This window comes from Actinoplanes teichomyceticus ATCC 31121, assembly GCF_003711105.1.
Classification (GTDB): Bacteria; Actinomycetota; Actinomycetes; order Mycobacteriales; family Micromonosporaceae; genus Actinoplanes; species Actinoplanes teichomyceticus.
The window spans coordinates 4,630,370-4,651,930 of record NZ_CP023865.1 but is presented as its reverse complement, the minus strand read 5'-3'; the positions used below and the strand labels follow the sequence as shown (position 1 = coordinate 4,651,930).

Genomic DNA, 21,561 nt, shown 5'->3' with positions numbered 1-21,561 from the left:
GGTTGCAGGCCTTGACTGAGGGCAAACAGGTTGCAGAGTGGGAGCGCCGGTCGTACCGCTGCTCACGGTACGACCGGGACCGGCCGGGACCGCGTGGCGCCGATGCCACGGCGGGACACCCCGGCGACGCGGTGCGCAGCCCCGGCCGGGGCGGTGCAGGGATCGTCGGCGCCGGGCGGCGGTGGTCACGGCGTGACCGGTCATCCGGCGTACCGGAAAAACTAGCGGGCCCGGCGGCGAGATCGCCACCGGGCCCGCGGGTCAGTCCTCCGCAGGGAGGCTGTCCATGAAGGAGCTGACCGAGAAGACCGCCCGGCCCGCCCCGGCCGGACCGTACCCCGGTGGGCTGGTCAGGCCGTTGGCCTCCATCGTGGCCCGGTACGCCTCCAGCAGCCGGATGTGGTACTCCAGCGGCGCGCCCTGCGGGTTCGTCCGGCCCAGCGGCGTGGTCGGCTCCGGACACCAGGTGGTGAAGCGCGGGGTGATCCCGCGGGACATGAAGAACTGCAGCCCCTCGGTGGTCGACTCGATCGCCTCGTCGACCGTGGTGAACCCGAACGGGGCGGCCATCTCGACGCCGGCCACGAAGTTCGGGATCACGTTGCGCGGGCCGAAGACCTCGGCGGACTCCAGGATGCGCCGGTGCCACTCCTCGCGGCCCACGTAGCGCTCCTTGCCCGGGCAGTACAGCTCGAACAGCCGCTTGTCCCACACCTCGTAGTTCGGGTGGTAGATCCGGATGCCGTAGTCGTGGAAACGCTGCACGTCCGCGCGGGGCAGCGCCTGGGCGACCACCTTGCCGATCCACCGGCCGGGGAAGCGCTCCTCGATCGCCTGCGCGTACCGCCCGTAGAAGTCCGCCTCGGCCAGCCCGTCCACCTTGGAGGTGACGCTGCCACCGGTCAGGGTGTACGCCTGCGAGGTCTGCAGGGTGTCGTGCCGGTCGATGATCGCCAGCGCCTCCAGCACCTCGTCGACCGGCTTGACCCCGGTGTAGGGCCGGCCGGCCGCCTTGTGCTGGCGCCAGTTGTGGTTGATGTCGCAGTACTGGCACTCCTCCTTGGCGCCGAAGTACTGGCAGACCCGGAACACGGTCAGGTAGACGAGGTACCCCCACTGGATGGTCGGGGCGACCTCCATCACCTGCTTGCCGTTGGCCAGCGTGTGCCGGTAATAGTCCGGCATCGGCGGCAGCCCCACCTCGGCGATCTCCCGGCCGTCCAGCCACAGCATCAGCCGGCCGTCGGCGTCCGGCTTCACCCGGTACGGCGACTCCGGGTTCGTGCGCACCGACACCACGGTGCGGCGCAGGCCGTACGGCCCGCCGGTGAGCACGATCTCCTCCGGCGGCCGGCGCAGCGCCGCCTCGCCGAGCTCAGGCAGGGTCCGGTGGTCGAACGAGAAGATGAAGTACGACTTCGGCTTCACGTCGCCGTTCTCGTTGTCGGTCAGCGCCGCGTCGTCGAACGCCAGGCCGCCGCGCAGCAGGTCCTCCTTGATCACCGCTTCCCTCGGGACGTGCGGGAAACGGCTCATCAAGTCCTCGATGAGGTCGGTTCGCGACTGCATGGATCCTCCTGATACTCGGCTCGTCATCAGGCTACTTAGCGCGTGGGGTAGTCGGTGTAGCCGCGGGCGCCGCCGGTGTAGAAGGTGTCCGGGTCGGGGGTGTTCTCCTCGTGCCCGTGCGTCCAGCGCTCGACGAGGTCCGGGTTGGCGATCGCGGCCCGGCCGACCGCGGTGGCGTCCGCGAGGTCGTCGCCGACCAGCCGGACCGCCTCGTCGCGGGTGGTCACCGAGGCGAAACCGGTGTTCACCACGACCGGCGCGCCCACCGTCTGCCGGATGCCCTGCACCAGCTTGCCGGCCGGGTCGGCGTGCAGGATGTCGACGAAGGCCGGCCCGACCGGCGCGATGCCCTCGGCCAGGGCCAGGTAGGTGGCGAGCACGTCGTCCGGGTCGGTCTCCAGGGCGCCCTGGATGTTGTGCTCCGGGGAGAGCCGGATGCCGGTACGGTCCGCGCCGATCGCCGCGGCGACCGCGGTGACCACCTCGATCGCCAGGCGGGCCCGATTCGCCGGTGACCCGCCGTACCCGTCGGTGCGGATGTTCGAGGCCGGCGACAGGAACTCGTGGATCAGGTAGCCGTTGGCGCCGTGCACCTCCACGCCGTCCAGGCCGGCCTCGATCGCGTTGCGGGCGGCGGCGACGAACGCCGCGACGACCCCGGCGATCTCGTCGGCGGTCAGCGCGTGCGGCACCGGCAGTTCGGCCTTGCCGTCCGGGATGCGGATCTCCCCGGGCGCGGCCAGCGCGCTGGGCGCGACGGTACGGCCGGTGCCGCTGATCGCCGGGTGCGAGATCCGGCCGCCGTGCATGATCTGCATGACGATCGTGCCGCCGGCGGCGTGCACCGCGTCGGCCACCCGGCGCCAGCCGGCCACCTGCTCGGCGGTCTCGATGCCGGGCTGACCGATCCAGGTGCGTCCCTCGCGCACCGGCCAGGTGCCCTCAGTGATGATCATGCCCATCGACGCGCGCTGCCGGTAGTGCTCGACGAGCAGGTCGCCGGGCACGCCGTGCTCGTCGGCGCGGATACGGGTCAGCGGCGCCATCACCAGGCGGTTCTTCAGCTGCAGGGAGCCGAACGTCACGGGGGTGAACAGCTTTTCGACGGTCAACGCGGTTTCCTCACGATCTTGGCGGAACCTGGCCATCCTGACTCGTTCGACCCGGGTGGCGCTCTATTCCGCGAGGACCGTCACAGCGGACCGGCAGTCGGAACACCGCCGGGACATGCCGTTGGCTGCGGCACGACGGGGTCACCAGCTGGCCGACGTCACCGGCTGACGGCCGGCTCACCGGTTCCGCCACCGGTCATGGCAGCAGGCTCAGCGCGGACGCCCCCCACCCGGTCGGGTCGTCGCCGGGTGGCACCATCGCCATGGCCTGCCAGAGCAGCAGGATGTCCAGCCAGTCCGCCTCGGCCGGGGCCAGCGGGCGCACGGCCCGGTAGCCGGCGAGGAACTGCGCGCGGACCTCGGCCGGCACCGGCCCCCAGTCGTGGTACCGGGTGCCGAGCAGGATCGCCGCGCGGGCCAGCTCGACGAGCCGGTGCTCGGGCCGGGCCTCCTCGAGGTCGATGACCGCGGTGACCTCGCCGCCGGCACACAGGATGTTGGCCGACCGGTAGTCGAAGTGGACCAGCTGCCGCGGCAGCCGGTCCGGGGGCGCGCCGGCGACCAGCCCGCGCAGCGCGTCGCGAGCCGCCGCCGGCAGATGCTCGGCGCAGGCGTCCAGCCAGCCGGTGACCCGCTGCGCCAGAGGCGCGGACGCGCCGGGGGGCGTGGGAAACCGATCGGCGTCCGGGTAGGCCGCCAGCGCGTCCTGCAACCGGGCCAGCACCGCTCCGGCCGCCCGCACCTGACCGGGGTCGGCGATGTCGAGGAGATCGCCGCAGATCACCCGCTGCAGGCCGATCGAGACACCGCCGACCTCGGCCTGGAGGCGGCCGTCCCGTGCGGGAACCGGCGCCGAGACCGGCTGCCCGCGGCCCTCCAGCCAGCTGGTGAGCCGCGCCACCGCCGCCAGGCGCGGGAAACGCTCGGACACCACGGACCACTTGGCGAGCAGCCGGCCGGACGGTGTGCCGAGCCACGCCAGCGCGTTGCCTCCGCTCATCACGATCCGCTCGCAGGAGTCGACGCGAACGCCCCAGTGCTCGTCCAGCGTGTCGGCGATCCAGCGGCCGGCAGCCGGCGCGTCGGGGAAGCCGAACCTCGCGCTGAGCGCCTGGTGCGGGTCGTGTGCCTCCCACAGCATCTGCACCACCGGCGTCTGCGCGCTCATGCGGCCTATCCCATCACGGCCCGGCCGCCCGCGACAGGCGCCGCAGCGACGCGTGGCCGGCGGGCGCGCCGGTGGGGCGCCGAACCGGTGCGGACCCGCGGGGCGGCCGCCGGGTACCGTCCACGCCATGAAGGTGCACCAGGACCTGGCCGCCCTGCCCTACGCGCGGCACCTGCGGCCGTTCACCGGCGAGCTGGAGCGTGACGAGGACTACACCGGCGCCCACCTGGACGGCGCCGAGTTCGACGACGTGCGGGCGGGCAACACCCGCTTCGACGAGAGTGTCTTCACCGGCACCACGTTCACCGGGGGCGACCTGGGCCGCGCCCGGTTCAGCGACGTGTGGATGGCGCGTACCCGGTGGATCGGCGCCGGATGGGTCGAGGCCGACCTGCTCGACGTCACCATCCTGGACAGCGTGCTGGCCGGAGTGCAGGCCCACGGCGGCACCTGGCGCCGGGTGGTCCTGCAGGGTTGCAAGATCGACAGCCTGAACCTGCGCGCCACCCGCCTGCAGGACGTCGAATTCCGCGACTGCGATCTGACCGAGGTCGACTTCGGCTCGGCCACCCTGACCGGCGTGACCTTCCCGGGCTCGGCGATCCGGCGCGCCCGGTTCGGCCGGGTCACCGTGAAGAAGCTCGACTTCCGCGGCTGCCGCGGTCTGGACGTCGCCGACGGCTGGGACGCCCTGCGCGGCGCGGTGATCGACCACGATCAGCTCGCCGAGGCCGCGCCCGCGCTGGCGCAGACCCTGGGCATCGTCGTCCGCTGACGCGCGTCCGTCGCCGCCGGACCGCGCGGCCAACCCTCTCCGGTACGCCCTGGTGGCCCCGCCCGTAGGCCGGCGGCCGAGCCCCGTGCCGAACCCGCGCGGCGTCGCCGCGGCGCGCGGCGGCGGCCGCGCACGCAGGCGGTCAGGGCAGGGTGTCGAGGTGGTGGCGCAGCACCGCGCGCGGCGAGTCGGGTTCGCCGGCGACCGCCCGCAGGCTGAGACCGTCGAGCAGGGCGTAGAGGCGGGCGGTCTCCAGGTCGATGTCCAGCCCGGCGGCGAGACCGCCGGCGGCGCGGGCCTCGGTCAGCACCCGGTGTACGACCGCGGACATCGACTCGCGCAGCGCCCGCGCGTGCGGCCGCAGTCCGGACCGGGTGCGGGCGGCCGCCGTGAGGGTGTGCCGGAGCACGGCCTCGCGGCGCCGCTGCTCGTCGAGCGGTAACCAGTCGGCGAGCAGGTCCTCGTTGATGGGTCGTGGCCGCCGTCGTGGCCGTGGTGGTGACCGTCGTGGTGATCCGGCGGGTGCGTGGCGAACCGCTCAACGCCCGGGACCTGTGGGTGCCACGCCGGGGCAACCCTGCGGCCGGCAGCTGAGCGGACGGCGGCCCCGACCCCGGCGGCGTCAGCGGCCGACCGGAGCGGGCTCCGAGTGGTCGGCACGCCGGCCCGCGAGCACGTCGGCGGTCGCGGCGAGCAGCGCGGCCACGACAAAGGCGATGGTCATCGACAGTGACGTACGGAATGCCAGCCCCCAGTCGCCGCCGTGGTGGGCGAGACGGTTGAAGAAGACCGCGCCGACCCCCGCGATGCCGACCGCCGCCCCGATGCGCTGGCCGGTCTGCAGGGTCGCGGCCGCGCTGCCGGCCCGGCGCACCGGCACCTCGGACAGCGTGAGCGTCTGGTTCGGACTGATCACCAGTCCGCTGCCCAGCCCGGCGACCAGCAGCGGCGCCACGGTGGCCCAGCCGGCCGCGGAACCGCTGAACAGGTGCAGCGCCACCACCGTGCCGGCCAGCCCGGCGGCGACCACCGCGAGACCGGCGACCACCAGCGTACGGCCGGTCCGCTCGACCCGGCGCCCGCCGGCCGCCGCGGTGACCGCGGATCCCAGCGCGAACGGCGTGATCGCCAGTCCGGCCTGCAGCGCCGAGTAGTGCAGCCCGTTCTGCAGGAAGAGCGTGTACGTGAAGAAGATGGACGTGAACCCGGCGAAGTACAGCACGCCGACCAGCGTGCCCAGCGCGTACGACCGGACCGTGAACAGCGACAGCTCGATCAGCGAGGTGGCCCGGCGGCTGAACCGGCGCTCCCACCGCCAGAACCCGGCCAGCACCGCCACCCCGGCCAGCGCCAGCAGCCACTTGCCGGGACCGGTCCACTCGCGCTCCTGCACCAGCGGCAGGAGCAACAGCAGCACGCCGGCGCCCAGCAGCGCCACGCCGACCGGGTCGAGGCTCTCCCGCTCGCGCTGCTCGGGCGGCCGGGCCGGGATCCACCGGGCGCCGAGCACGAGCGCCACCAGACCGATCGGCACGTTGATGTAGAAGATCCAGCGCCAGCCCTGCTCGGCGCCGAACACCTGGATCAGCAGCCCGCCGAGCAGCGGGCCGACCGCGGTGGACACCCCGATGGTGGCGCCGAGCAGCCCGAACGGGCGGCCCCGCTCGGCGGGCTGGAACAGCTGCTGGATCAGCCCGGAGACCTGCGGGCTGACCATGCCGGCCGCGGCGCCCTGCACCAGCCGGGCGACGATCAGCCACAGTGCGCCGGTGGCCAGGCCGGCGGCCGCGCTGGAGACGGTGAACAGCGCCAGACCGGCGATGAAGGCGGTGCGGCGGCCCCGGGCGTCGCCGTACCGGCCGGACGGGACCAACAGCAACCCGAACGTGAGGGCGTAACCGGACAGCACCCACTGCAGCTCACCCGAGCCCAGCCGCAGATCGGCGCGGATCGACGGCAGCGCCACGTTGACGATGCTGACGTCGAGCAGGGTCATGAAGCCCGCGACCAGGGCGACGCTCATCGCGTGCCAGCGGTTCGCGGGTGCGGAATCTGGTGTCACCTCCGGCCATTTCCCCCGGTCATCGGGGGCAAACCGGCCCCGATGCCGCATCACATGCCGGTCTTGCGGCGGTGGGGGAGTCCGGCCACCACGCCCACGGTCGTCTCCGTACCGCCCGCATCGGTATCGCCGCGTCACGGACGGCGGCCGACCGGCCCCCTGGATCGTGAAGTACCCAACACTCCGGTTTGGAGGCGGGCCGCCGGGGTACTGCGGCGGCCCCCGGGGCACGGGAACTCCGTGCCGGGGTGCAAGGAGGCGCACCGATGGACCAGGACGATCTGCTGGCCCGCATTCAGAAGAACGGGCGCCTGCACGGGCGCAACGAGAGCCGCCGCGTCACCGCCACGGTGCTCGGCGTGCTCAGCGAGCTGCTGCCGGCGCCGGCCTACCGCCGGCTCACCATGCTGCTGCCGGAGGAGCTGCGGCAGCGACTGCCCGAGCCGCAGACCGGCCGCATCGTCGAGATCCTGGACTGCCGCCGCTTCCTCGGCCGGGTCGCGGAGCGCCTCTACGCCGACGGCGCCGACGCGGCGTTCCTGTCCCGGGTGGTGCTGGCCGAGCTGAACGTCACCGGGCGTGGCGTGCCGCCGGCCGAGCTGGCGCACCTGGTGCCGATGGATCTGCGCCCGCTGTTCCGGTCCCGTCCACTGGTGCCCTGGCGGGCCGGCGCGGAAACCACGCTGGCCCCGGCCGGTGCGCCGGTCGCGGAGATGCCGCTGGCGGCTGCTGCGGCGTACCGGCTGTCCGGCGCCGAGAGCGCCGGGATCTGAAGACCCCCGCGCCCCGGGCCGCTCCGCGCTCGCCGGAGCCGGCCCGGCGGCTCACTCGGCCGAGATGTGGCCGGCCCGGCGGCTCACTCGGCCGAGATGCGGCCGAACACGGAGCGGTGGAACACCAGCGGCGACACCAGGCCGGTCGGGTCCACCGGGTGGTCCACCGCGTGCAGCCGCAGCAGCACGATGGTGTGGTCGCCGGCCTCCACCTCGCGGTAGATCGTGCAGTCGAATCGGGCCAGGCCGTCGTCGATGGTCACCGCGCCGTTGCGGGAGACCGAGGCCGGCACCCCGTCGAAACGGTGCTCGACCGCGCCGGCGAGCTGCCGGCAGACCGCCCCGTGGTGCGCGGCGAGGACGGTGACCCCGAGGTGGTCCGCGCGCCGCAGGTCCGGCCAGGTCTTCGAGGTGTTGGCGATGGAGAACGACACCAGCGGCGGGTCCAGGCTCACCGACGTGAACGAGCTGGCCGCGAGCCCGACGTAACGCCCGTCGACGGACGCCGCGACGGCCACCACCCCGCTGGGGAAGACGCCGAAGGCCTGGCGCAGCCGGATCGGGTCGAGGTCCTGGTTGGTGACGAACGGCGCGGGGGTCTGCGAGATGGTCATGGGGGGTTTCCTTACCGTCGGGCGTGCGCTGGTGGGTTGAACGGAGGGGTCAGGCGGCCCGTGCGGCGGCCTCGGCCAGGACGAGGCGGTCCTCGTCGCGGTGCAGGCGGTACTGGTACAGGGCGTAGCCGGACGCGGCGATCCAGATCGCGGCGATGGCGAGATAGCAGCCGTTCCGGACCGGGGCGGAGGCCTCGATCCAGTCGCTGCGCAGCAGCGTCCGGGTGTTGGTCAGGATGATCAGGCCACCCACCGTGGTCCCGGCCACCCGCGGCGGCACGTGCCGCACCGTCCAGGCCGCGACCGGGGCCGCCAGCATCCCGCCGATCAGCAGCAGCGCGACCTGAAGCAGATCGATGTTCGCCGAGCCGAGCCCGACCAGGAAGCCCACGCTGGCGGCGATGGCGATCAGGAACTCGCTGGTGTTGATCGAGCCGACCACCTTGCGCGGCTCCAGGCGGCCGCTGGCGAGGATCGCCGGGGTGCCGACCGGGCCCCAGCCACCGCCGCCGGTCGCGTCCACGAAGCCGCCGAAGAAGCCCAGCGGGGCGAGGAACTTCGCCCGCAGCGGGAGCCCGAGCCGCCCGCTGGGCAGCCCGAAGGCGGTGAATCGGACCAGCAGGTAGACGCCGAGCACCAGCAGGAGGACGGCCATCACCGGAGCGGCCGCGGCCGTCGAGATCCGGGAGAGGAAGGTGGCGCCGGCGAAGGCCCCGATCGCACCGGGGATGCCGACCCGCCAGACGACCCGCCAGTCGACGTTGCCGAATTTCCAGTGCGCCAGGCCGGCGGCGAGCGTGGTGCCGATCTCGGCGAGGTGGACGGTGGCCGAGGCGGCGGCCGGGTTGGTGCCGATGGCCAGCAGTAGAGTCGTGGAGGTGACGCCGTAGGCCATGCCCAGGCCGCCGTCGACCAGTTGTGCCCCGACGCCCACGAGGACGAACAGGATGAGTCGTTGCACGGCTGACCTCCTTTCCGACGACCGGCCCTAATCTATATCGATCCTATAGGCTTTCGGAAGTATTGGCGGCGTCACAGTGCGCAGCGACCCGTCGTCCGCCTATTGTCCGCCGGAGCCCGGAGCCCGGAGCCCGGAGCCCGGAGCCCGGAGCCCGGAGCCCGGAGCCCGGGCAGCGAGAGGACCGAAGCGCTGAGGCAATATCATGATCGGCTGGAGCTCGAGATCGCTGCTGAGCTGTCGTTCCCTGAAATCAACCTCAGACCGTCGGCGCGATCCAGCGGTCTGCCGGACCTGATGTTCTACTGCCCGCCGCCACCCGCGCCCACACCGTCCGCAGCGGCGCGGACCTCGGGCCAGCTGTGATGTCCGGCCGGGGTGTTCAACCGGGTGATGGGTGAGGTGTTGCCGATGGCGGTGTGGGGTCGGTGGTGGTCGTCGTGCGGGAACGCCGGTAGGGCTGGGCGGCGGGCTCCTTCCGGGGTGTGGAGCTCGGCGAGGGCCCAGCCGTCGGCGAGGGTGCGGTGGATCGGCGTCGCGGTCCTGCTGATCGCCGTCACGTACGCCGGCTGAGGCTCCGGTGCCGGCTGCCCGCCTGGGCGTGCGGCACGGCTGTCAGGACAGGGCCGGGGACCGCCGCTGCGTCGTGGACCGCGGGTGCAGGTCCAGTTCGCGGTCGAGGCTGATGGCGGCGTCGATGAGAGCCAGGTCAGTGAACGCTTGCGGGAAGTTGCCCAGTTGCTCGCCGGTCAGTCCGATCTCTTCGGAGTACAGGCCCACGTGGTTGGCGTACGTCAGCATTTTCTCGAAGGTCACTCGCGCCTTGTCCAGCCGGCCGGCGCGAGCCAGCGCGTTGACGTACGCGAACGAACACAGCGAGAAGGTCCCCTCGGTACCCGGCAGGCCGTCCGGGGAGGCCGCGGGGTCGTATCGGTAGACCAGGCTGTCGGTGACCAGCTCCGCGTCCATGGCGCTCAGGGTGGACGTCCACATCGGGTCCGCCGGGGTGATGAAACCGACGGCCGCCATCCGGAGCAGGGACGAATCCAGCACGTCGGTGGCGTAGTGCTGCCGGAAGGCGCGCCGCTCGGGGCTCCATCCCCGGTCCATGATCTGGCGGTAGACGGCGTCTCGTTCTCGCTGCCAGCGGCCGACGGGAGCGGGGCGGCCGCGCTCGGTCGCGAGCCGGATGCCGCGGTCCAGGGCTACCCAGCACATCAGCCGACCGTACGTGAAGTCCTGCCGGCCGCCGCGGGTCTCCCAGATGCCCTCCTCCGACTTTCCTCAGGCGGATTGGCGTGGCACCAGCGCCGGCTCGTAGATCACCGAGCTGACCCGGGCCGCCGGGTCGTCGACGCGGGCCAGCAGCAGTCGGGCGGCGTCGGCGGCCATGTCCTCCAGCGGGTGCCGCACCGTGGTGAGCGCGGGCCGGGCGGCGAGCGCCGCGCTGCTGTCGTCGAAGCCGACGACCGCGACGTCGTCCGGCACCCGGCGGCCGGCGTCGCGCAGCACCAGCAGCGCCCCGAGGGCCATCAGGTCGTTGGCCACGAAGACGCCGTCGAGTTGCGGCTGCTCGGCCAGCAGGGCGCGCATCGCCTGCTCGCCGCTCTCCCGGGTGAAGTTGCCGCTGGTGGTGGGCACCCAGGCGTGTCCGTGCCGGGCCATCGCGCGGCGGAAGCCGGTGATCCGGTCCTGGCTGGCCGGCACGTCGGCGGGTCCGGAGATCATCGCGATCTGCCGGCAGCCGCGCTCGACGAGCCGGTCGGCGGCCAGCGCCGCGCCGGTCTCGTTGGCCAGGTCGACGTAGCTGATCGGGACCGGCTCGGCGGGCCGGCCGATCAGCACGGCCGGGATGCGCGCGTCGGCGAGCAGGCCGGGCAGCGGGTCGCGGGCCGGCAGGGAGAGCACCACGGCGCCGTCGGCCTGCCCGTTGCGCAGGTCGCCGATCAGGCGCCGGTGCCCGTCGGCGCCGACCATCTGCAGGGCGAGCTGCACCGCGGCCGGGCGCAGCACGCTCATCAGCCCGCCGACGACCCGGCCGAAGTACGGGTCGGCGAAGAACCGGCTCATGAACGGGTCGTCGTCGTGCGTCTCGGAGTCGGAGACGATCAGGGTCACCGTGCCGGTGCGCCGGGTGACCAGCGAGCGGGCCATCCGGTTGGGGACGTAGCCGATCTGCTCGACGGCGGTCCAGACCTGCTCGTGCAGTTGCGGGTCGACGTTGCGGACGCCGTTGACGACCCGGGAGACGGTGGCCCGCGAGACGCCCGCCACGCGGGCCACGTCTTCGAGCGTGGGTAGCCGGTGCGTCTGCATGCCCGCAGTTATAGCACGACCGGAGAGCGCTTTCCGTGACGTGTGCCCGGAGCGCCGCCGGCACCGCCGGCCGGGCGTTCGACGACGTTCCGGAACGCGAAACCATTGACTCACGTCGTAACAATCTCGAAAACTGGAAAGCGCTCTCCAAGCGTACCGTCCTCCGACCTTGGGAGAATCCCCGTGCCCAGAAGACATCTCCGCCGGCTGATCGCGCCACTGGCCGCCATCGCCGTGACCGGCGCCCTGCTCACCGCCGTGAACCAGCCCGCCCACGCCGCCGACGCCCTGCTGTCCCAGGGCCGGCCGGCGCTCGCCTCCTCGCTGGAGAACGGCGAGTCACCGGCCATCGCCGCGGTCGACGGCCGCTCCGACACCCGCTGGGGCAGCCAGTGGGCCGATCCGCAGTGGCTGCGCGTCGATCTGGGCGCCACCGCCACGATCACGCAGGTCCGGCTGGAGTGGGAGGCGGCGTACGCGAAGGCCTTCCAGATCCAGACCTCGCTCGACGGCACCGCCTGGACCACCGTTTACAGCACGAGCACCGCGACCGGCGGCAAGCAGACCCTGGCGGTCAACGGCACCGGCCGGTACGTCCGGATGTACGGCACCCAGCGCGGCACCGGCTACGGCTACTCCCTCTACGAGTTCCAGGTCTACGGAACGTCGTCGGCCACGCCACCGCCCACCAGCGGGCCCGGCTACGTCTACGCGAACCCGCCGGTCACCGGCGTCGTCCCGTCCACGGCCACCCCGCCCGCCCAGAACCCGCCGGTCACCCACCGTGAGTTCCAGGCGAACTGCTCGGTGAGCCGGAGCAACCTCAACGACGACCCGATCGTGTTCCCGAACCTGCCGGGCGCCTCGCATTCGCACACGTTCATGGGCAACCGCACCACCAACGCCGCCACCACCCTGGCCTCCCTGCAGGCCGGCGGCACATCGTGCGTCACGCCGGGCGACCGGACCGGGTACTGGATGCCGACACTGTTGCAGGGCGACACCGCCGTGCAGCCGGTCGGGCCGCAGGTCATCTACTACAAGAGCGGCGTGATCGACTACACCAGCGTGCGCCCGTTCCCGCCCGGCCTGCGCTACGTCGTGGGCAGCCCCACCTCGACGCTCGACGAGTTCCGCAACCACCCGGGCGCGGTCGAGGGCTTCGAGTGCGGCGACAGCGTCCGCAACTGGGACATCCCGGCGACCTGCGTGGCCGGCTCCCAGCTGAACGTCCGCTTCCAGGCGCCGAGCTGCTGGGACGGCATCCACCTGGACACCCCGGACCACAGGAGCCACATGGCGTACCCGATCGTCGGGGTCTGCCCGGCCGACCACCCGGTGGCCGTCCCGATGATCGAGTTCAAGATGGCCTGGCCGGTCAGCGGCAACCTGTCCACGGTCCGCTTCGCCAGCGGCCGTGGCTACTCCTTCCACTACGACGTCTACAACGCCTGGGACCCGGCGGTCCTCGCCGCCCTGGTGCGGCACTGCATCAACGGCGGCCTGCAGTGCAACCCGCGCGGCTTCGACCAGTACAAGCCCGAGCGGGGAGCGGCTCTCAACGAGAACTACGAGTTGCCGTGACCGGTGTGCCGCACCCGCCACGCCGGGTGCGGCACCTCACGAGCCGCCCGGCCGACGGTTCGGGCGGTGCTTGACAACACCTTTCCCGGTACGATTTCAGAAATTCTCCGGCAGCCGCTCCAGTGCCGCCGTGCGGTTTTCCACAATGCTCGCGGCGAGTTTTTTGGTGCGCGTTTCCACGCCGGCCGTCTGCTCGCTGCCGGCCAGTTGGCGGCCCTGTCGCAGGTGTTCCCGCAGGCTCGTGGCGAGCAGCCGGTCGAAGCCCGGGCCGCGCCGCGTGGCCGCCTCGGCGACCAGCGACGGGGTGACCATGCCCGGCATCGGCATGCCCTTGTGCGGGTTCGCCGACGGCAGCCCGGCCTCGTCGTGCAGCCGCCGCAGCGTGTCGAGCTCCGCCACGGTCAGCGCCCTGACCTGCTCGGCGACCCGGCGCAGGGCCGGATCGGCGGCGTTGGCCGGGGCCAGGTCGAGCAGCGGGAGCAGCTCCTCGTCCATCGCGATGGTGATCTCCAGCCAGGCGCGGTCGGTGCCGCCGAAGGCGGTCGCCGAGGCCGGCGGCGCGGTGCTCGCGGCGGCGACCGGGCCCGGGGTGTCCCGGGTCGTGCCGCACCCGGCCACGGCCAGGAATCCGGCGGCCAGCAGCGCCGCGACGAACGGACGGGAATTCGCGTTCACGGGCGGAGTTTCCAGTTCCGGAACCGCCGATGTCAATGCCTGGTATTGACCTGCGGCAACATGAGCGAAACAATCTGCCTCGCTTGGAGAGCGCTTTCCCTGTTTCCGTCGGCGGCACCTCGGCGCCGGACGGCACAGGCCCCCGTTCGAGAAACCGTCCCCCGTGGGGTGTGATCATGAGTCAGTCACCAGGACCGGGCCTGCGCCGTCGCCGCAGACCGGCCGTCCTCGCCGCGGTCGTCGCGCTGCTGCTCGGCCTCGCCACCGCCGCCGTGACCACCGCCGCCCGTGCCGCCGACACCCTGCTCTCGCAGGGCCGGCCGGCGCTCGCCTCCTCCGTCGAGGGCGCCGACGCCGGCCCGGCCAACGCCTTCGACGGCGATGCCGGGACCCGCTGGTCCAGCCAGTTCGCCGACCCGCAGTGGATCCGGGTCGACCTGGGCGCCACCGCCACGATCACCCGGGTCGTCCTGCAGTGGGAGCGGGCGTACGGTTCGGCGTACCGGATCGAGACCTCGGCGGACGGCAGCGCCTGGACCACCGTCCACACCACCGCGAACGGGACGGGTGGCACCGAGACGCTCGACGTCACCGGCAGTGGCCGCTATGTCCGGCTGTACGGCACGGCCCGGGGCTCCGGCTACGGGTACTCGCTCTACGAGTTCAAGGTCTACGGCTCGACCGGGGCGGGCACGCCCGGCGGTGACTGCGCCACCAACGCCGCGCGCGGCCGGCCGGCCACCGCCTCCTCCTCCGAGGGCGCGGACGTGAGCCCGGACCGGGCCGTCGACGGCGACGCCGGCACGCGCTGGTCCAGCCAGTTCGCCGACCCGCAGTGGCTGCGCGTCGACCTGGGCGCCACCACGGCCATCTGCCGCGTGGTGCTGCGGTGGGAGGGCGCGTACGGTTCGGCGTACCGGATCGAGACCTCGGCGGACGGCAGCGCCTGGACCACCGTCCACACCACCGCGAACGGGACGGGTGGCACCGAGACGCTCGACGTCACCGGCAGTGGCCGCTACGTGCGGCTGTACGGCACGGCCCGGGGCTCCGGCTACGGGTACTCGTTGTGGGAGTTCCAGGTGCTGACCGCCGGCACGCCGCCGCCGGACACCGAGGACTTCACCACGGTGTGGCAGGAGAACTTCGACGGCGCCGCGGGCACCTCCCCGTCGGGCGCGAACTGGCTGATGCGCACCGGCACGCAGTACCCGGGCGGCGCGGCGAACTGGGGCACCGGCTCGGTGGAGACCGCCAGCGACTCGACCGCCAACGTCGCCCTCGACGGGGCCGGCCGGCTCAGCATCAAGGCGATCCGCGACGGGGCCGGGAAGTGGACCTCCGGCCGGATCGAGACGCAGCGCGCCGACTTCACCCCGCGGCCCGGCGAGATGCTGCGGTTCAGCGCCGTGCTCAAGCAGCCCGGCGTCGCCAACGGCCTCGGCTACTGGCCCGGCTTCCGGGCGACCGGCGCGGCCTACCGGGGCACCTTCACCAACTGGCCGCAGGTCGGCGAGACCGACATCATGACCGACGTCAACGGTCGCGGGCAGCTCGCCCAGACGCTGCACTGCGGCACCGCGCCGGACGGGCCGTGCGCCGAGTACACCGGGCGCTCGTCCGGGTTCGCCTCGTGCGCCGGCTGCCAGACCGGCTACCACGAGTACGCGCAGGTCATCGACCGCACCAGGACCGACGAGGAGATCCGCTTCTACCTCGACGGCCGGCAGACCTGGGTGGTGCGCGAGTCGCAGGTCGGCGTGACCGCCTGGCAGGCGGCCGTGCACCACGGCTTCTACCTGCGCCTGGACCTGGCGATCGGCGGCTCGCTGCCGAACGCGGTCGCCGGGGTGACCACCCCGGCCGCGGACACCACGTCCAGCGGCGTGCTCAGCGTCGACTCGGTGACGGTGTCCCGGGCCACCGGCGCGACCGCGCCGGCGATGACCGACCCGCCGGTGCCGGCCGGACCCAGCGTCGTCAAGGTCACCGGTACGCAGGGCGACTGGCAGCTGACCGTCAACGGCACGCCGTGGCCGGTCAGGGGCGTCACGTACGGGCCGCCGCAGGCCGCCGCGGACGGATACATGCGGGATCTGAAGAACATGGCGTCAACACGATCCGGATCTGGGGGCCGGACGCGAACACGCCGCTGCTGCTCGACACCGCGGCCCGGTTCGGGATCAAGGTCGTCGTCGGGCTGTGGCTCAACCACGGCGCCGACTACGTGAACGACACCGCGTACAAGACCGCGGTGAAGTCCGAGATCGTCGCCAAGGTCAACGAGCTGAAGGGCCGGTCCGGCGTGCTGCTCTGGGACGTCGGCAACGAGGTCATCCTGGAGATGCAGAACTACGGGCTGTCCGCGGACGTCGTCGAGGCGCGCCGGGTGGCGTACGCCAGGTTCGTCAACGAGATCGCCGAGGCCATCCACGGCGCCGACCCGAACCACCCGGTGACCTCGACCGACGCGTACACGCACGCGTGGACGTACTACCAGCCGTACGCGAGCGCGCTGGACCTGCTCGCGGTCAACTCGTACGGGGCGATCGACACCGTGAAGCGGGACTGGATCGCGGGCGGGTACACCAAGCCGTACCTGCTCACCGAGGGCGGCCCGGCCGGGGAGTGGGAGGTGCCGGACGACGCCAACGGGGTGCCGGCCGAGCCCACCGACCCGCAGAAGAGGGCCGGGTACACGTACAGCTGGAACGCGATCACGGGGCACCCCGGGGTGGCGCTCGGGGCCACCGAGTTCCACTACGGGCTGGAGAACGACTTCGGCGGGGTGTGGCTGAACACCACCACCGGCGGGTGGCGGCGGCTGGGCTATCACGCGCTGCGCGAGGCGTACACCGGGCAGCCGGCGCCGAACACGCCGCCGGAGATCACCGCGATGACCGTCGGGTCGGCCTCGGCGGTGCCGGCGGGCGGCACGTTCACGGTGGACGTGACCGCCTCCGATCCGCAGAACGATCTCGTCCGGTACAACCTGATGGCCGGCGACAAGCACATCACCGGCAACCGCGGGCTGCGCCACCTGAGCTTCACCCAGACCGGCAACGGCCGGTTCACCGTCCGGGCGCCGGAGACCCTCGGGGTCTGGAAGGTCTACGTGTACGCCTACGACGGGCACGGCAACGTCGGCATCGAGCAGCGCTCGTTCCGGGTGGTCCCGCCGGTGGTGGCCGGTACGAACCTGGCCCGCGGGCGGACCGCCACCGCCTCCAGCCACCAGCCGACCGGCACGAACGGGCCGCAGCTGCCGTCGTACGCGGTCGACGGCGACCACGGCACCCGGTGGGCCAGCGAGTGGGTCGACACGGCGTGGCTGCAGGTGGATCTCGGCTCGGTGCAGTCCTTCGACCACGTACAGCTGGCGTGGGAGGCGGCGTACGCCACGTCGTACGCCATCCAGACCTCGACCGACGGGACGACCTGGACCACCGCCTACGCGACCACGTCCGGCGACGGCGGCTTCGACAACCTCGCCGTCTCCGGGTCCGCGCGCCATGTCCGGGTCGCCGCCACGGCCCGCGCCACCACGTACGGATACTCGCTCTACGAATTCGGCGTCTACCGCTCCTAGGGTGTCCGCGCACACAGCGCGCCCGGCCGGTGTGGCTGGGCGCGCCGCGTGCCGGCGGATATTCTGGACAAATCATGACGCCAGAACTGCTGGACATCCGTCGGATCTACGTCGAACCCGCCGCCGCCGAGCTGCCGCGCGGCACGGCGGTGCTGGCGCGTTTCCCGGACGCGCAGCTGGTCGAGGTGCAGAGCCACCAGCGGATCCCGGAACTGTACGGCGACGAGACCAACGTCCGCCGGTGGGTGCGGATCAAGCGGGAAGCGCTGGTGCTGGGCGTGAAGAAGACCCTCACCGCGCGGCCGAACGGGCGCTCGGCCGACTTCATCGCGCCGTCCACCGCCAACGGCTGCGCGATGGCCTGCGCCTACTGCTACGTGCCACGGCACAAGGGGTACAGCAACCCGATCACGGTGTTCGCCAACATCGACCGGATCACCGGCTACCTCGCCCGGCACGCCGGGCAGCAGGGAACGAAACCGGCCCCCAACGAGTGCGACCCGCACGCCTGGGTCTACGACATCGGCGAGAACTCCGACTGCAGCGTCGACGCCCGGATCAGCGACAACGTGCGTGACCTGGTCGAGCTGTTCCGCGGTCTGCCCAACGCCAAGGCGTCGTTCGCCACCAAGCACGTCAACACCGACCTGCTCGGCTGGGACCCGCGGGGGCGTACCCGGATCCGGTTCTCGCTGATGCCGGCCCGGGACGCGAAGATCCTCGACATCCGCACCTCGCCGATCGAACAGCGCATCGCGGCGATCGACGACTTCGTCGCCGCCGGGTACGAGGTGCACGTCAACCTCAGCCCGGTCGTCGTCCGGGACGGCTGGCTCGACGACTGGGCGGCGCTGCTCGAGGCGCTCGACGCCGGGATCGGCCCGGCCGCCCGGGCGCAGCTCGCGGCCGAGGTCATCTTCCTGACCCACAACCGGGACCTGCACGAGGTGAACCTGGGCTGGCACCCGAAGGCGGAGGAACTGCTCTGGCGCCCGCAGTTGCAGCAGCCGAAGCGCTCACAGAACGGCTCCTGGAACGTCCGCTACCGCACCGGCGCCAAGGGCGGCTACGTCGCCGCGCTGCTCGACCTGATCGCCGCGCGCACCCCGTACCTGCACGTACGGTACGCGTTCTGACGTGCACACCGTCGAACTGCTCCTGAACCGGACGGCGGACGAACGCGTACGCGACCAATGGCGCCGCCTGCACGCCGCCGGACTGCCCAGCCTGGCGACCCACCCGCACCCGAGCAACCGCCCGCACCTGACCGTCCTCAAGGCCTCCTCGGTGGCCGGCCTCGCCCCGGTGCCGCTGCCCCTGCCGGCCACCCTCGGCCCGGTACGGATGCTCGGCCGCGCCCTGGTCCGCGAGGTGACCGCCACGCCCGAGCTGCGCGCGCTGCACCGCAGCCTCTGGTCCACGCTGCCGGACCCGTGGCCACCGCCGGAGGACTGGGTGCCGCACGTGAGCCTGGCTCTCAGATTCCCGGCCGCCTCATGCCCGGCCGCCGTCGAGGTGCTCGCCGCGAGCCCGCCCGTGCACGGCAGCTTCGTGGCCGCGCGCAGCTACGACATCGTCGCCCGGACCCTGTCCGACATCCCCACCGGCTGAGCCCGCATCCCGTCGGGGTAGTGGTGGCGCGGCTTTCGCCGCCACGAAGCCACCGGCTACGCCTGTGGCTGGTCGTCGCCGTGGTGGGGCGGTGGTCGACGCGCCGCCGTCAGCGAACAGCTGCTCGGTAGCGCCGCCCGCGCCGGAAAACGCGGTGGGCGACCGGACCGGGGCCTGCTACCCTGCCGGCCATGTCGATCATGGGGCGCCTTCTCGGCTCGGCGGTGTCGCGCTGGGGCGAGGACCCGTGGGCGCGCGGCTCGTGGAGCCTGATCGGCCGGCACGGCACCCCGCAGGACCGGGTCACGCTGGGCACCCCGGTCGGCGATCGGCTGCGGATCGCGGGGGAGGCCACCCACCCGACCCGCGCCGGCATGACCCACGGGGCGTACGAGCAGGGTGTCGCCGCCGCGGCCTGGGCCGCCGACCTCGGGCATCGCCGGGTCGAGGTGGTGGGCGCCGGGATGGCCGGCCTGGCCGCCGCGCGGGCGCTCACCCAGCGGGGCGTCGACGTGCGGATCTGGGAGGCCCGGGACCGGATCGGCGGACGCGCCGCCGCGGCCGAGGTGGCCGGCGCGGCCTTCGACCTGGGCGCCAACTGGCTGCAGCAGTACGACGACAACGTGCTGGCCCGCCTCGCCGAGCGGCTCGGACTGACCACGGTCGTCACGGACTTCCGCGACCCGCTGGTGCTCGGCGGCGAGCCGATTCCCCACGGTCTCGAGGAGGACCTGCGCGAACGGCTCGCCGTGGCGGCACCGGGCGCGAGCATCGCCGATGTCCTCGACCGTTGGCTGCGCGACCCGGCGCCGTGGACGCCGGATGAGATCCGCCGGTTCATCGACGCGGAGATCGTCATGGACTCCGGCGCGCCGCTGTCCTGGCTCAGCGCCCGGCACGGCGTCGAACCCGGCGTCGGCCAGGGCGACCGCTGGATCGTCGGTGGCTATCGCCTGCTCACCACCCACCTCGCCGAAGGCCTCGACATCCGGCTGAACCGGCCGGTCCGTCACCTCCGCGTCGGGCCCGACGGTGTCCTGCTGACCAGCGGCGATGACGCCATGCAGGTGGACGCGGTGATCGTGACCGCACCGGTGCCGGTGCTCGCCGCGGGTGTGGTCACATTCGAGCCGCCGCTGCCGGAGTCACACCGGACGGCACTGTCGCACCTCGGCGCCGGGCGGGTGGAGAAAGTGATCCTGCGGTTCGACCGGCGGTTCTGGCCGGAGCACGGCTACTACCGCGTGCACGGCCCGGCCGACACCTGCATCAGCGAGTGGCTCGACGCCACCGTTGCGGACGGCGTCCCGACGCTGGTCGGCCTCTTCGCCGGCCCGTGGCTGGACACGCTCTGGACCGGCGACGATGCCGACATCGCGGCCCGCGCCGCCGAGGTGATCCGCGCCGCCGTCAATGGATGACTCGCGTGCCGGCCGGGAATCCGGTGAGCCGCAGCCCATCCGGGCGCCGGGCCGACGCCGCGCGCCCGAGGCGGCACTGACGCGGATCGGCGAGCCGCGCACGGTGCGGAGCTGCTGGGATCAGTCACCCGCCGGCCGGGGCGCGATATCGCCGTATCCGTCCGGATCGACGACGACTCGGATGGTCTCCACCTCGTCATCGCCGTAGACCTCCGACCTGTCGGCGATGACCCCGGTCGAGGACAGCTCGTACTCCCAGAACATCGCGACGTCGTCGGACTCCGGGAAGGACACCGAGTAGCTCGCGCCGTGTCCCTCGTCCTCGCCGATACCGATGACGATGCCGACCTGGCCGACGTATTCATCGGAACGCGCCTGGTCGAGCACGCGGACCTTCTCGAAGAATTGCATGACACCATCACTTGTGCGTTATGTGACCGTCGAGCGACACATTGGCATGTGAGCCGTCCCGGGTCCACTTGCCGAGCTGTGTCCTGCCCTTGCCGCGGAGCTGCACATCCCACTCGAACTCGTGCCCGGACGTGCGGCTCGGCCCTTTGACCCATTCGTTCCCGAAACGGTCGACGTATCCGCCGCCAGGCCCCCTCGGGAGTGGCATCGAAGGATTGTAGCCTTTCGGCGGAACGTACCGGATGCGGCCCCTGGTCGGCAGGCCGGCGTCCTTGATGCGGCCCTTGGTCCCGGACCGGGCCGCGCTCCTCGTCGCTGCGCTGCCCCGTTTCCGGCCGGCCTGCTCGGCCCTCTTGAGAAGTCTCCGCGCCGCTCTGGCCAGGATGCCCTCGGCGACCTCGGCGCTTTCCCGCCGCGCGGCGTTGCCCGCGCTAGCCAAGGACGACCTCCAAGGCCTGGCTGATCAGGAAGTTGATCGCCATGTCGGTCAACTTCTTGAAGACCGGGATCTCCAGCAGGGACGCTCCGAAGGTCTCCGGGGCGGTCAGCACCGCCTGCAGGATCTCCACGGCGAGGATCGTCAGCTGGACGATGACGTTGATCTTGAGGGTGAGTACCACTCCGGCGCACACGATCAGGCAGGCGCCGATGCTCTGCGCCCCGGCGACCCCGTCAGCCAGCACCTGCCGCCCGGCCCGGTCCCCGCCCCACGCGGTCCGGAAGGCGTCGATGTCATCGCCCCGGTTGCCGACCGATGCGGTGCGTACGGCGGCGTCGGCGTCCGCGCCGACCTCGGCGAGCGTGCCGGCGAACTCGATCCACCACTGGCCCAGCCGCATCATCTGCGTCTCGTCCGACTTGGGCCACGTGTAGCCCAGCTCATTGAGCAGATCCGCGAGCTCCCCGGGAATCTCCAGACCCAT

The 21,561-nt window shown here is 72.6% G+C and carries 22 protein-coding genes; 8 read left to right on the top strand and 14 right to left on the bottom strand.

Going from position 1 to position 21,561, the window contains the following annotated elements; genetic code table 11:
* Window positions 1-261 precede the first annotated feature (261 nt).
* The 3 genes from ACTEI_RS20565 to ACTEI_RS20555 form a co-directional block, all read right to left on the bottom strand.
* A complete protein-coding gene (locus ACTEI_RS20565; protein ID WP_122979136.1) occupies window positions 262-1,569 on the bottom strand; it encodes a radical SAM protein in 1,308 nt (435 codons plus the stop codon).
* 35 nt (window positions 1,570-1,604) lie between these two features.
* Window positions 1,605-2,681, bottom strand: a complete 1,077-nt coding sequence (locus ACTEI_RS20560; RefSeq protein ID WP_239082442.1) for an alkene reductase — start codon at window positions 2,679-2,681, stop codon at window positions 1,605-1,607.
* 196 nt (window positions 2,682-2,877) lie between these two features.
* Window positions 2,878-3,849 (bottom strand): phosphotransferase, encoded by a 972-nt coding sequence (locus tag ACTEI_RS20555; protein ID WP_122979134.1) that lies wholly within the window; start codon window positions 3,847-3,849, stop codon window positions 2,878-2,880.
* A gap of 127 nt (window positions 3,850-3,976) precedes the next feature.
* Here ACTEI_RS20555 and ACTEI_RS20550 point away from each other — a divergent pair, with 127 nt between their 5' ends.
* Entirely contained in the window at window positions 3,977-4,624 is a 648-nt protein-coding gene (locus tag ACTEI_RS20550; RefSeq protein WP_122979133.1) for a pentapeptide repeat-containing protein, read from the top strand.
* 142 nt (window positions 4,625-4,766) lie between these two features.
* Here the strand turns inward: ACTEI_RS20550 and ACTEI_RS20545 are convergent, their stop codons facing one another.
* On the bottom strand, window positions 4,767-5,033 hold the full coding sequence (locus ACTEI_RS20545; protein ID WP_239082443.1) for a TetR family transcriptional regulator C-terminal domain-containing protein: 267 nt from the start codon (window positions 5,031-5,033) through the stop codon (window positions 4,767-4,769).
* Between the two features lie 213 nt (window positions 5,034-5,246).
* Window positions 5,247-6,647: an MFS transporter gene (locus ACTEI_RS20535; RefSeq protein WP_122979131.1), complete on the bottom strand. Its 1,401-nt coding sequence runs from the start codon at window positions 6,645-6,647 to the stop codon at window positions 5,247-5,249.
* 305 nt (window positions 6,648-6,952) lie between these two features.
* On the opposite strand from ACTEI_RS20535, the gene ACTEI_RS20530 reads away from it, so the two are divergent.
* A complete protein-coding gene (locus ACTEI_RS20530; protein ID WP_122979130.1) occupies window positions 6,953-7,459 on the top strand; it encodes a DUF2267 domain-containing protein in 507 nt (168 codons plus the stop codon).
* A gap of 83 nt (window positions 7,460-7,542) precedes the next feature.
* Here the strand turns inward: ACTEI_RS20530 and ACTEI_RS20525 are convergent, their stop codons facing one another.
* The 5 genes from ACTEI_RS20525 to ACTEI_RS20505 all read right to left on the bottom strand — a co-directional run bounded on the left by ACTEI_RS20525 (window position 7,543) and on the right by ACTEI_RS20505 (window position 11,347).
* Entirely contained in the window at window positions 7,543-8,073 is a 531-nt protein-coding gene (locus ACTEI_RS20525; protein WP_122979129.1) for a flavin reductase family protein, read from the bottom strand.
* Between the two features lie 49 nt (window positions 8,074-8,122).
* A complete protein-coding gene (locus tag ACTEI_RS20520) occupies window positions 8,123-9,034 on the bottom strand; it encodes a sulfite exporter TauE/SafE family protein (protein WP_122979128.1) in 912 nt (303 codons plus the stop codon).
* A gap of 299 nt (window positions 9,035-9,333) precedes the next feature.
* A complete protein-coding gene (locus ACTEI_RS20515) occupies window positions 9,334-9,591 on the bottom strand; it encodes a hypothetical protein (RefSeq protein WP_122979127.1) in 258 nt (85 codons plus the stop codon).
* A 55-nt stretch (window positions 9,592-9,646) separates the two neighbouring features.
* Window positions 9,647-10,297, bottom strand: coding sequence for a glycoside hydrolase family 15 protein (locus tag ACTEI_RS20510; protein ID WP_262384783.1), 651 nt, complete (start codon window positions 10,295-10,297; stop codon window positions 9,647-9,649).
* 18 nt (window positions 10,298-10,315) lie between these two features.
* Complete coding sequence (locus tag ACTEI_RS20505; protein ID WP_122979126.1) at window positions 10,316-11,347, bottom strand: LacI family DNA-binding transcriptional regulator; 1,032 nt, start codon at window positions 11,345-11,347, stop codon at window positions 10,316-10,318.
* 183 nt (window positions 11,348-11,530) lie between these two features.
* On the opposite strand from ACTEI_RS20505, the gene ACTEI_RS20500 reads away from it, so the two are divergent.
* Window positions 11,531-12,931, top strand: a complete 1,401-nt coding sequence (locus ACTEI_RS20500; protein WP_122979125.1) for a DUF1996 domain-containing protein — start codon at window positions 11,531-11,533, stop codon at window positions 12,929-12,931.
* A gap of 96 nt (window positions 12,932-13,027) precedes the next feature.
* On the opposite strand, the gene ACTEI_RS20495 is transcribed toward ACTEI_RS20500, so the two are convergent.
* The gene (locus tag ACTEI_RS20495) at window positions 13,028-13,606 is read right to left on the bottom strand and encodes a DUF305 domain-containing protein (RefSeq protein WP_122979124.1); all 579 of its coding nucleotides are present in this window, start codon (window positions 13,604-13,606) and stop codon (window positions 13,028-13,030) included.
* A gap of 176 nt (window positions 13,607-13,782) precedes the next feature.
* Between ACTEI_RS20495 and ACTEI_RS38495 the strand changes: the two genes are divergently transcribed.
* The 5 genes from ACTEI_RS38495 (at window position 13,783) to ACTEI_RS20475 (ending at window position 20,227) form a co-directional block, all read left to right on the top strand.
* Window positions 13,783-15,837: a discoidin domain-containing protein gene (locus tag ACTEI_RS38495; protein WP_239082445.1), complete on the top strand. Its 2,055-nt coding sequence runs from the start codon at window positions 13,783-13,785 to the stop codon at window positions 15,835-15,837.
* Complete coding sequence (locus ACTEI_RS38490; RefSeq protein ID WP_239082446.1) at window positions 15,834-17,195, top strand: discoidin domain-containing protein; 1,362 nt, start codon at window positions 15,834-15,836, stop codon at window positions 17,193-17,195. The genes ACTEI_RS38495 and ACTEI_RS38490 overlap by 4 nt, the downstream gene beginning before the upstream one ends.
* A 74-nt stretch (window positions 17,196-17,269) precedes the next feature.
* Window positions 17,270-18,331 (top strand): spore photoproduct lyase family protein, encoded by a 1,062-nt coding sequence (locus tag ACTEI_RS20485; RefSeq protein WP_122979123.1) that lies wholly within the window; start codon window positions 17,270-17,272, stop codon window positions 18,329-18,331.
* Between the two features lies 1 nt (window position 18,332).
* On the top strand, window positions 18,333-18,806 hold the full coding sequence (locus tag ACTEI_RS20480) for a 2'-5' RNA ligase family protein (protein WP_122979122.1): 474 nt from the start codon (window positions 18,333-18,335) through the stop codon (window positions 18,804-18,806).
* Between the two features lie 191 nt (window positions 18,807-18,997).
* Entirely contained in the window at window positions 18,998-20,227 is a 1,230-nt protein-coding gene (locus ACTEI_RS20475; protein WP_122979121.1) for a flavin monoamine oxidase family protein, read from the top strand.
* Window positions 20,228-20,347: 120 nt separating this feature from the next.
* Here ACTEI_RS20475 and ACTEI_RS20470 read toward each other — a convergent pair whose 3' ends face one another.
* From ACTEI_RS20470 to ACTEI_RS20460, 3 genes are read right to left on the bottom strand one after another with little or no spacing between them, the layout of a single operon-like run.
* Window positions 20,348-20,638 carry a hypothetical protein gene (locus tag ACTEI_RS20470; RefSeq protein WP_122979120.1) on the bottom strand — a complete coding sequence of 97 codons (291 nt, stop codon included), beginning with the start codon at window positions 20,636-20,638 and terminating at the stop codon, window positions 20,348-20,350.
* 7 nt (window positions 20,639-20,645) lie between these two features.
* Complete coding sequence (locus ACTEI_RS20465; protein WP_122979119.1) at window positions 20,646-21,077, bottom strand: polymorphic toxin type 17 domain-containing protein; 432 nt, start codon at window positions 21,075-21,077, stop codon at window positions 20,646-20,648.
* Window positions 21,070-21,561, bottom strand: coding sequence for a WXG100-like domain-containing protein (locus ACTEI_RS20460; RefSeq protein ID WP_122979118.1), 492 nt, complete (start codon window positions 21,559-21,561; stop codon window positions 21,070-21,072). Before ACTEI_RS20460 ends, ACTEI_RS20465 begins: the two co-directional genes overlap by 8 nt.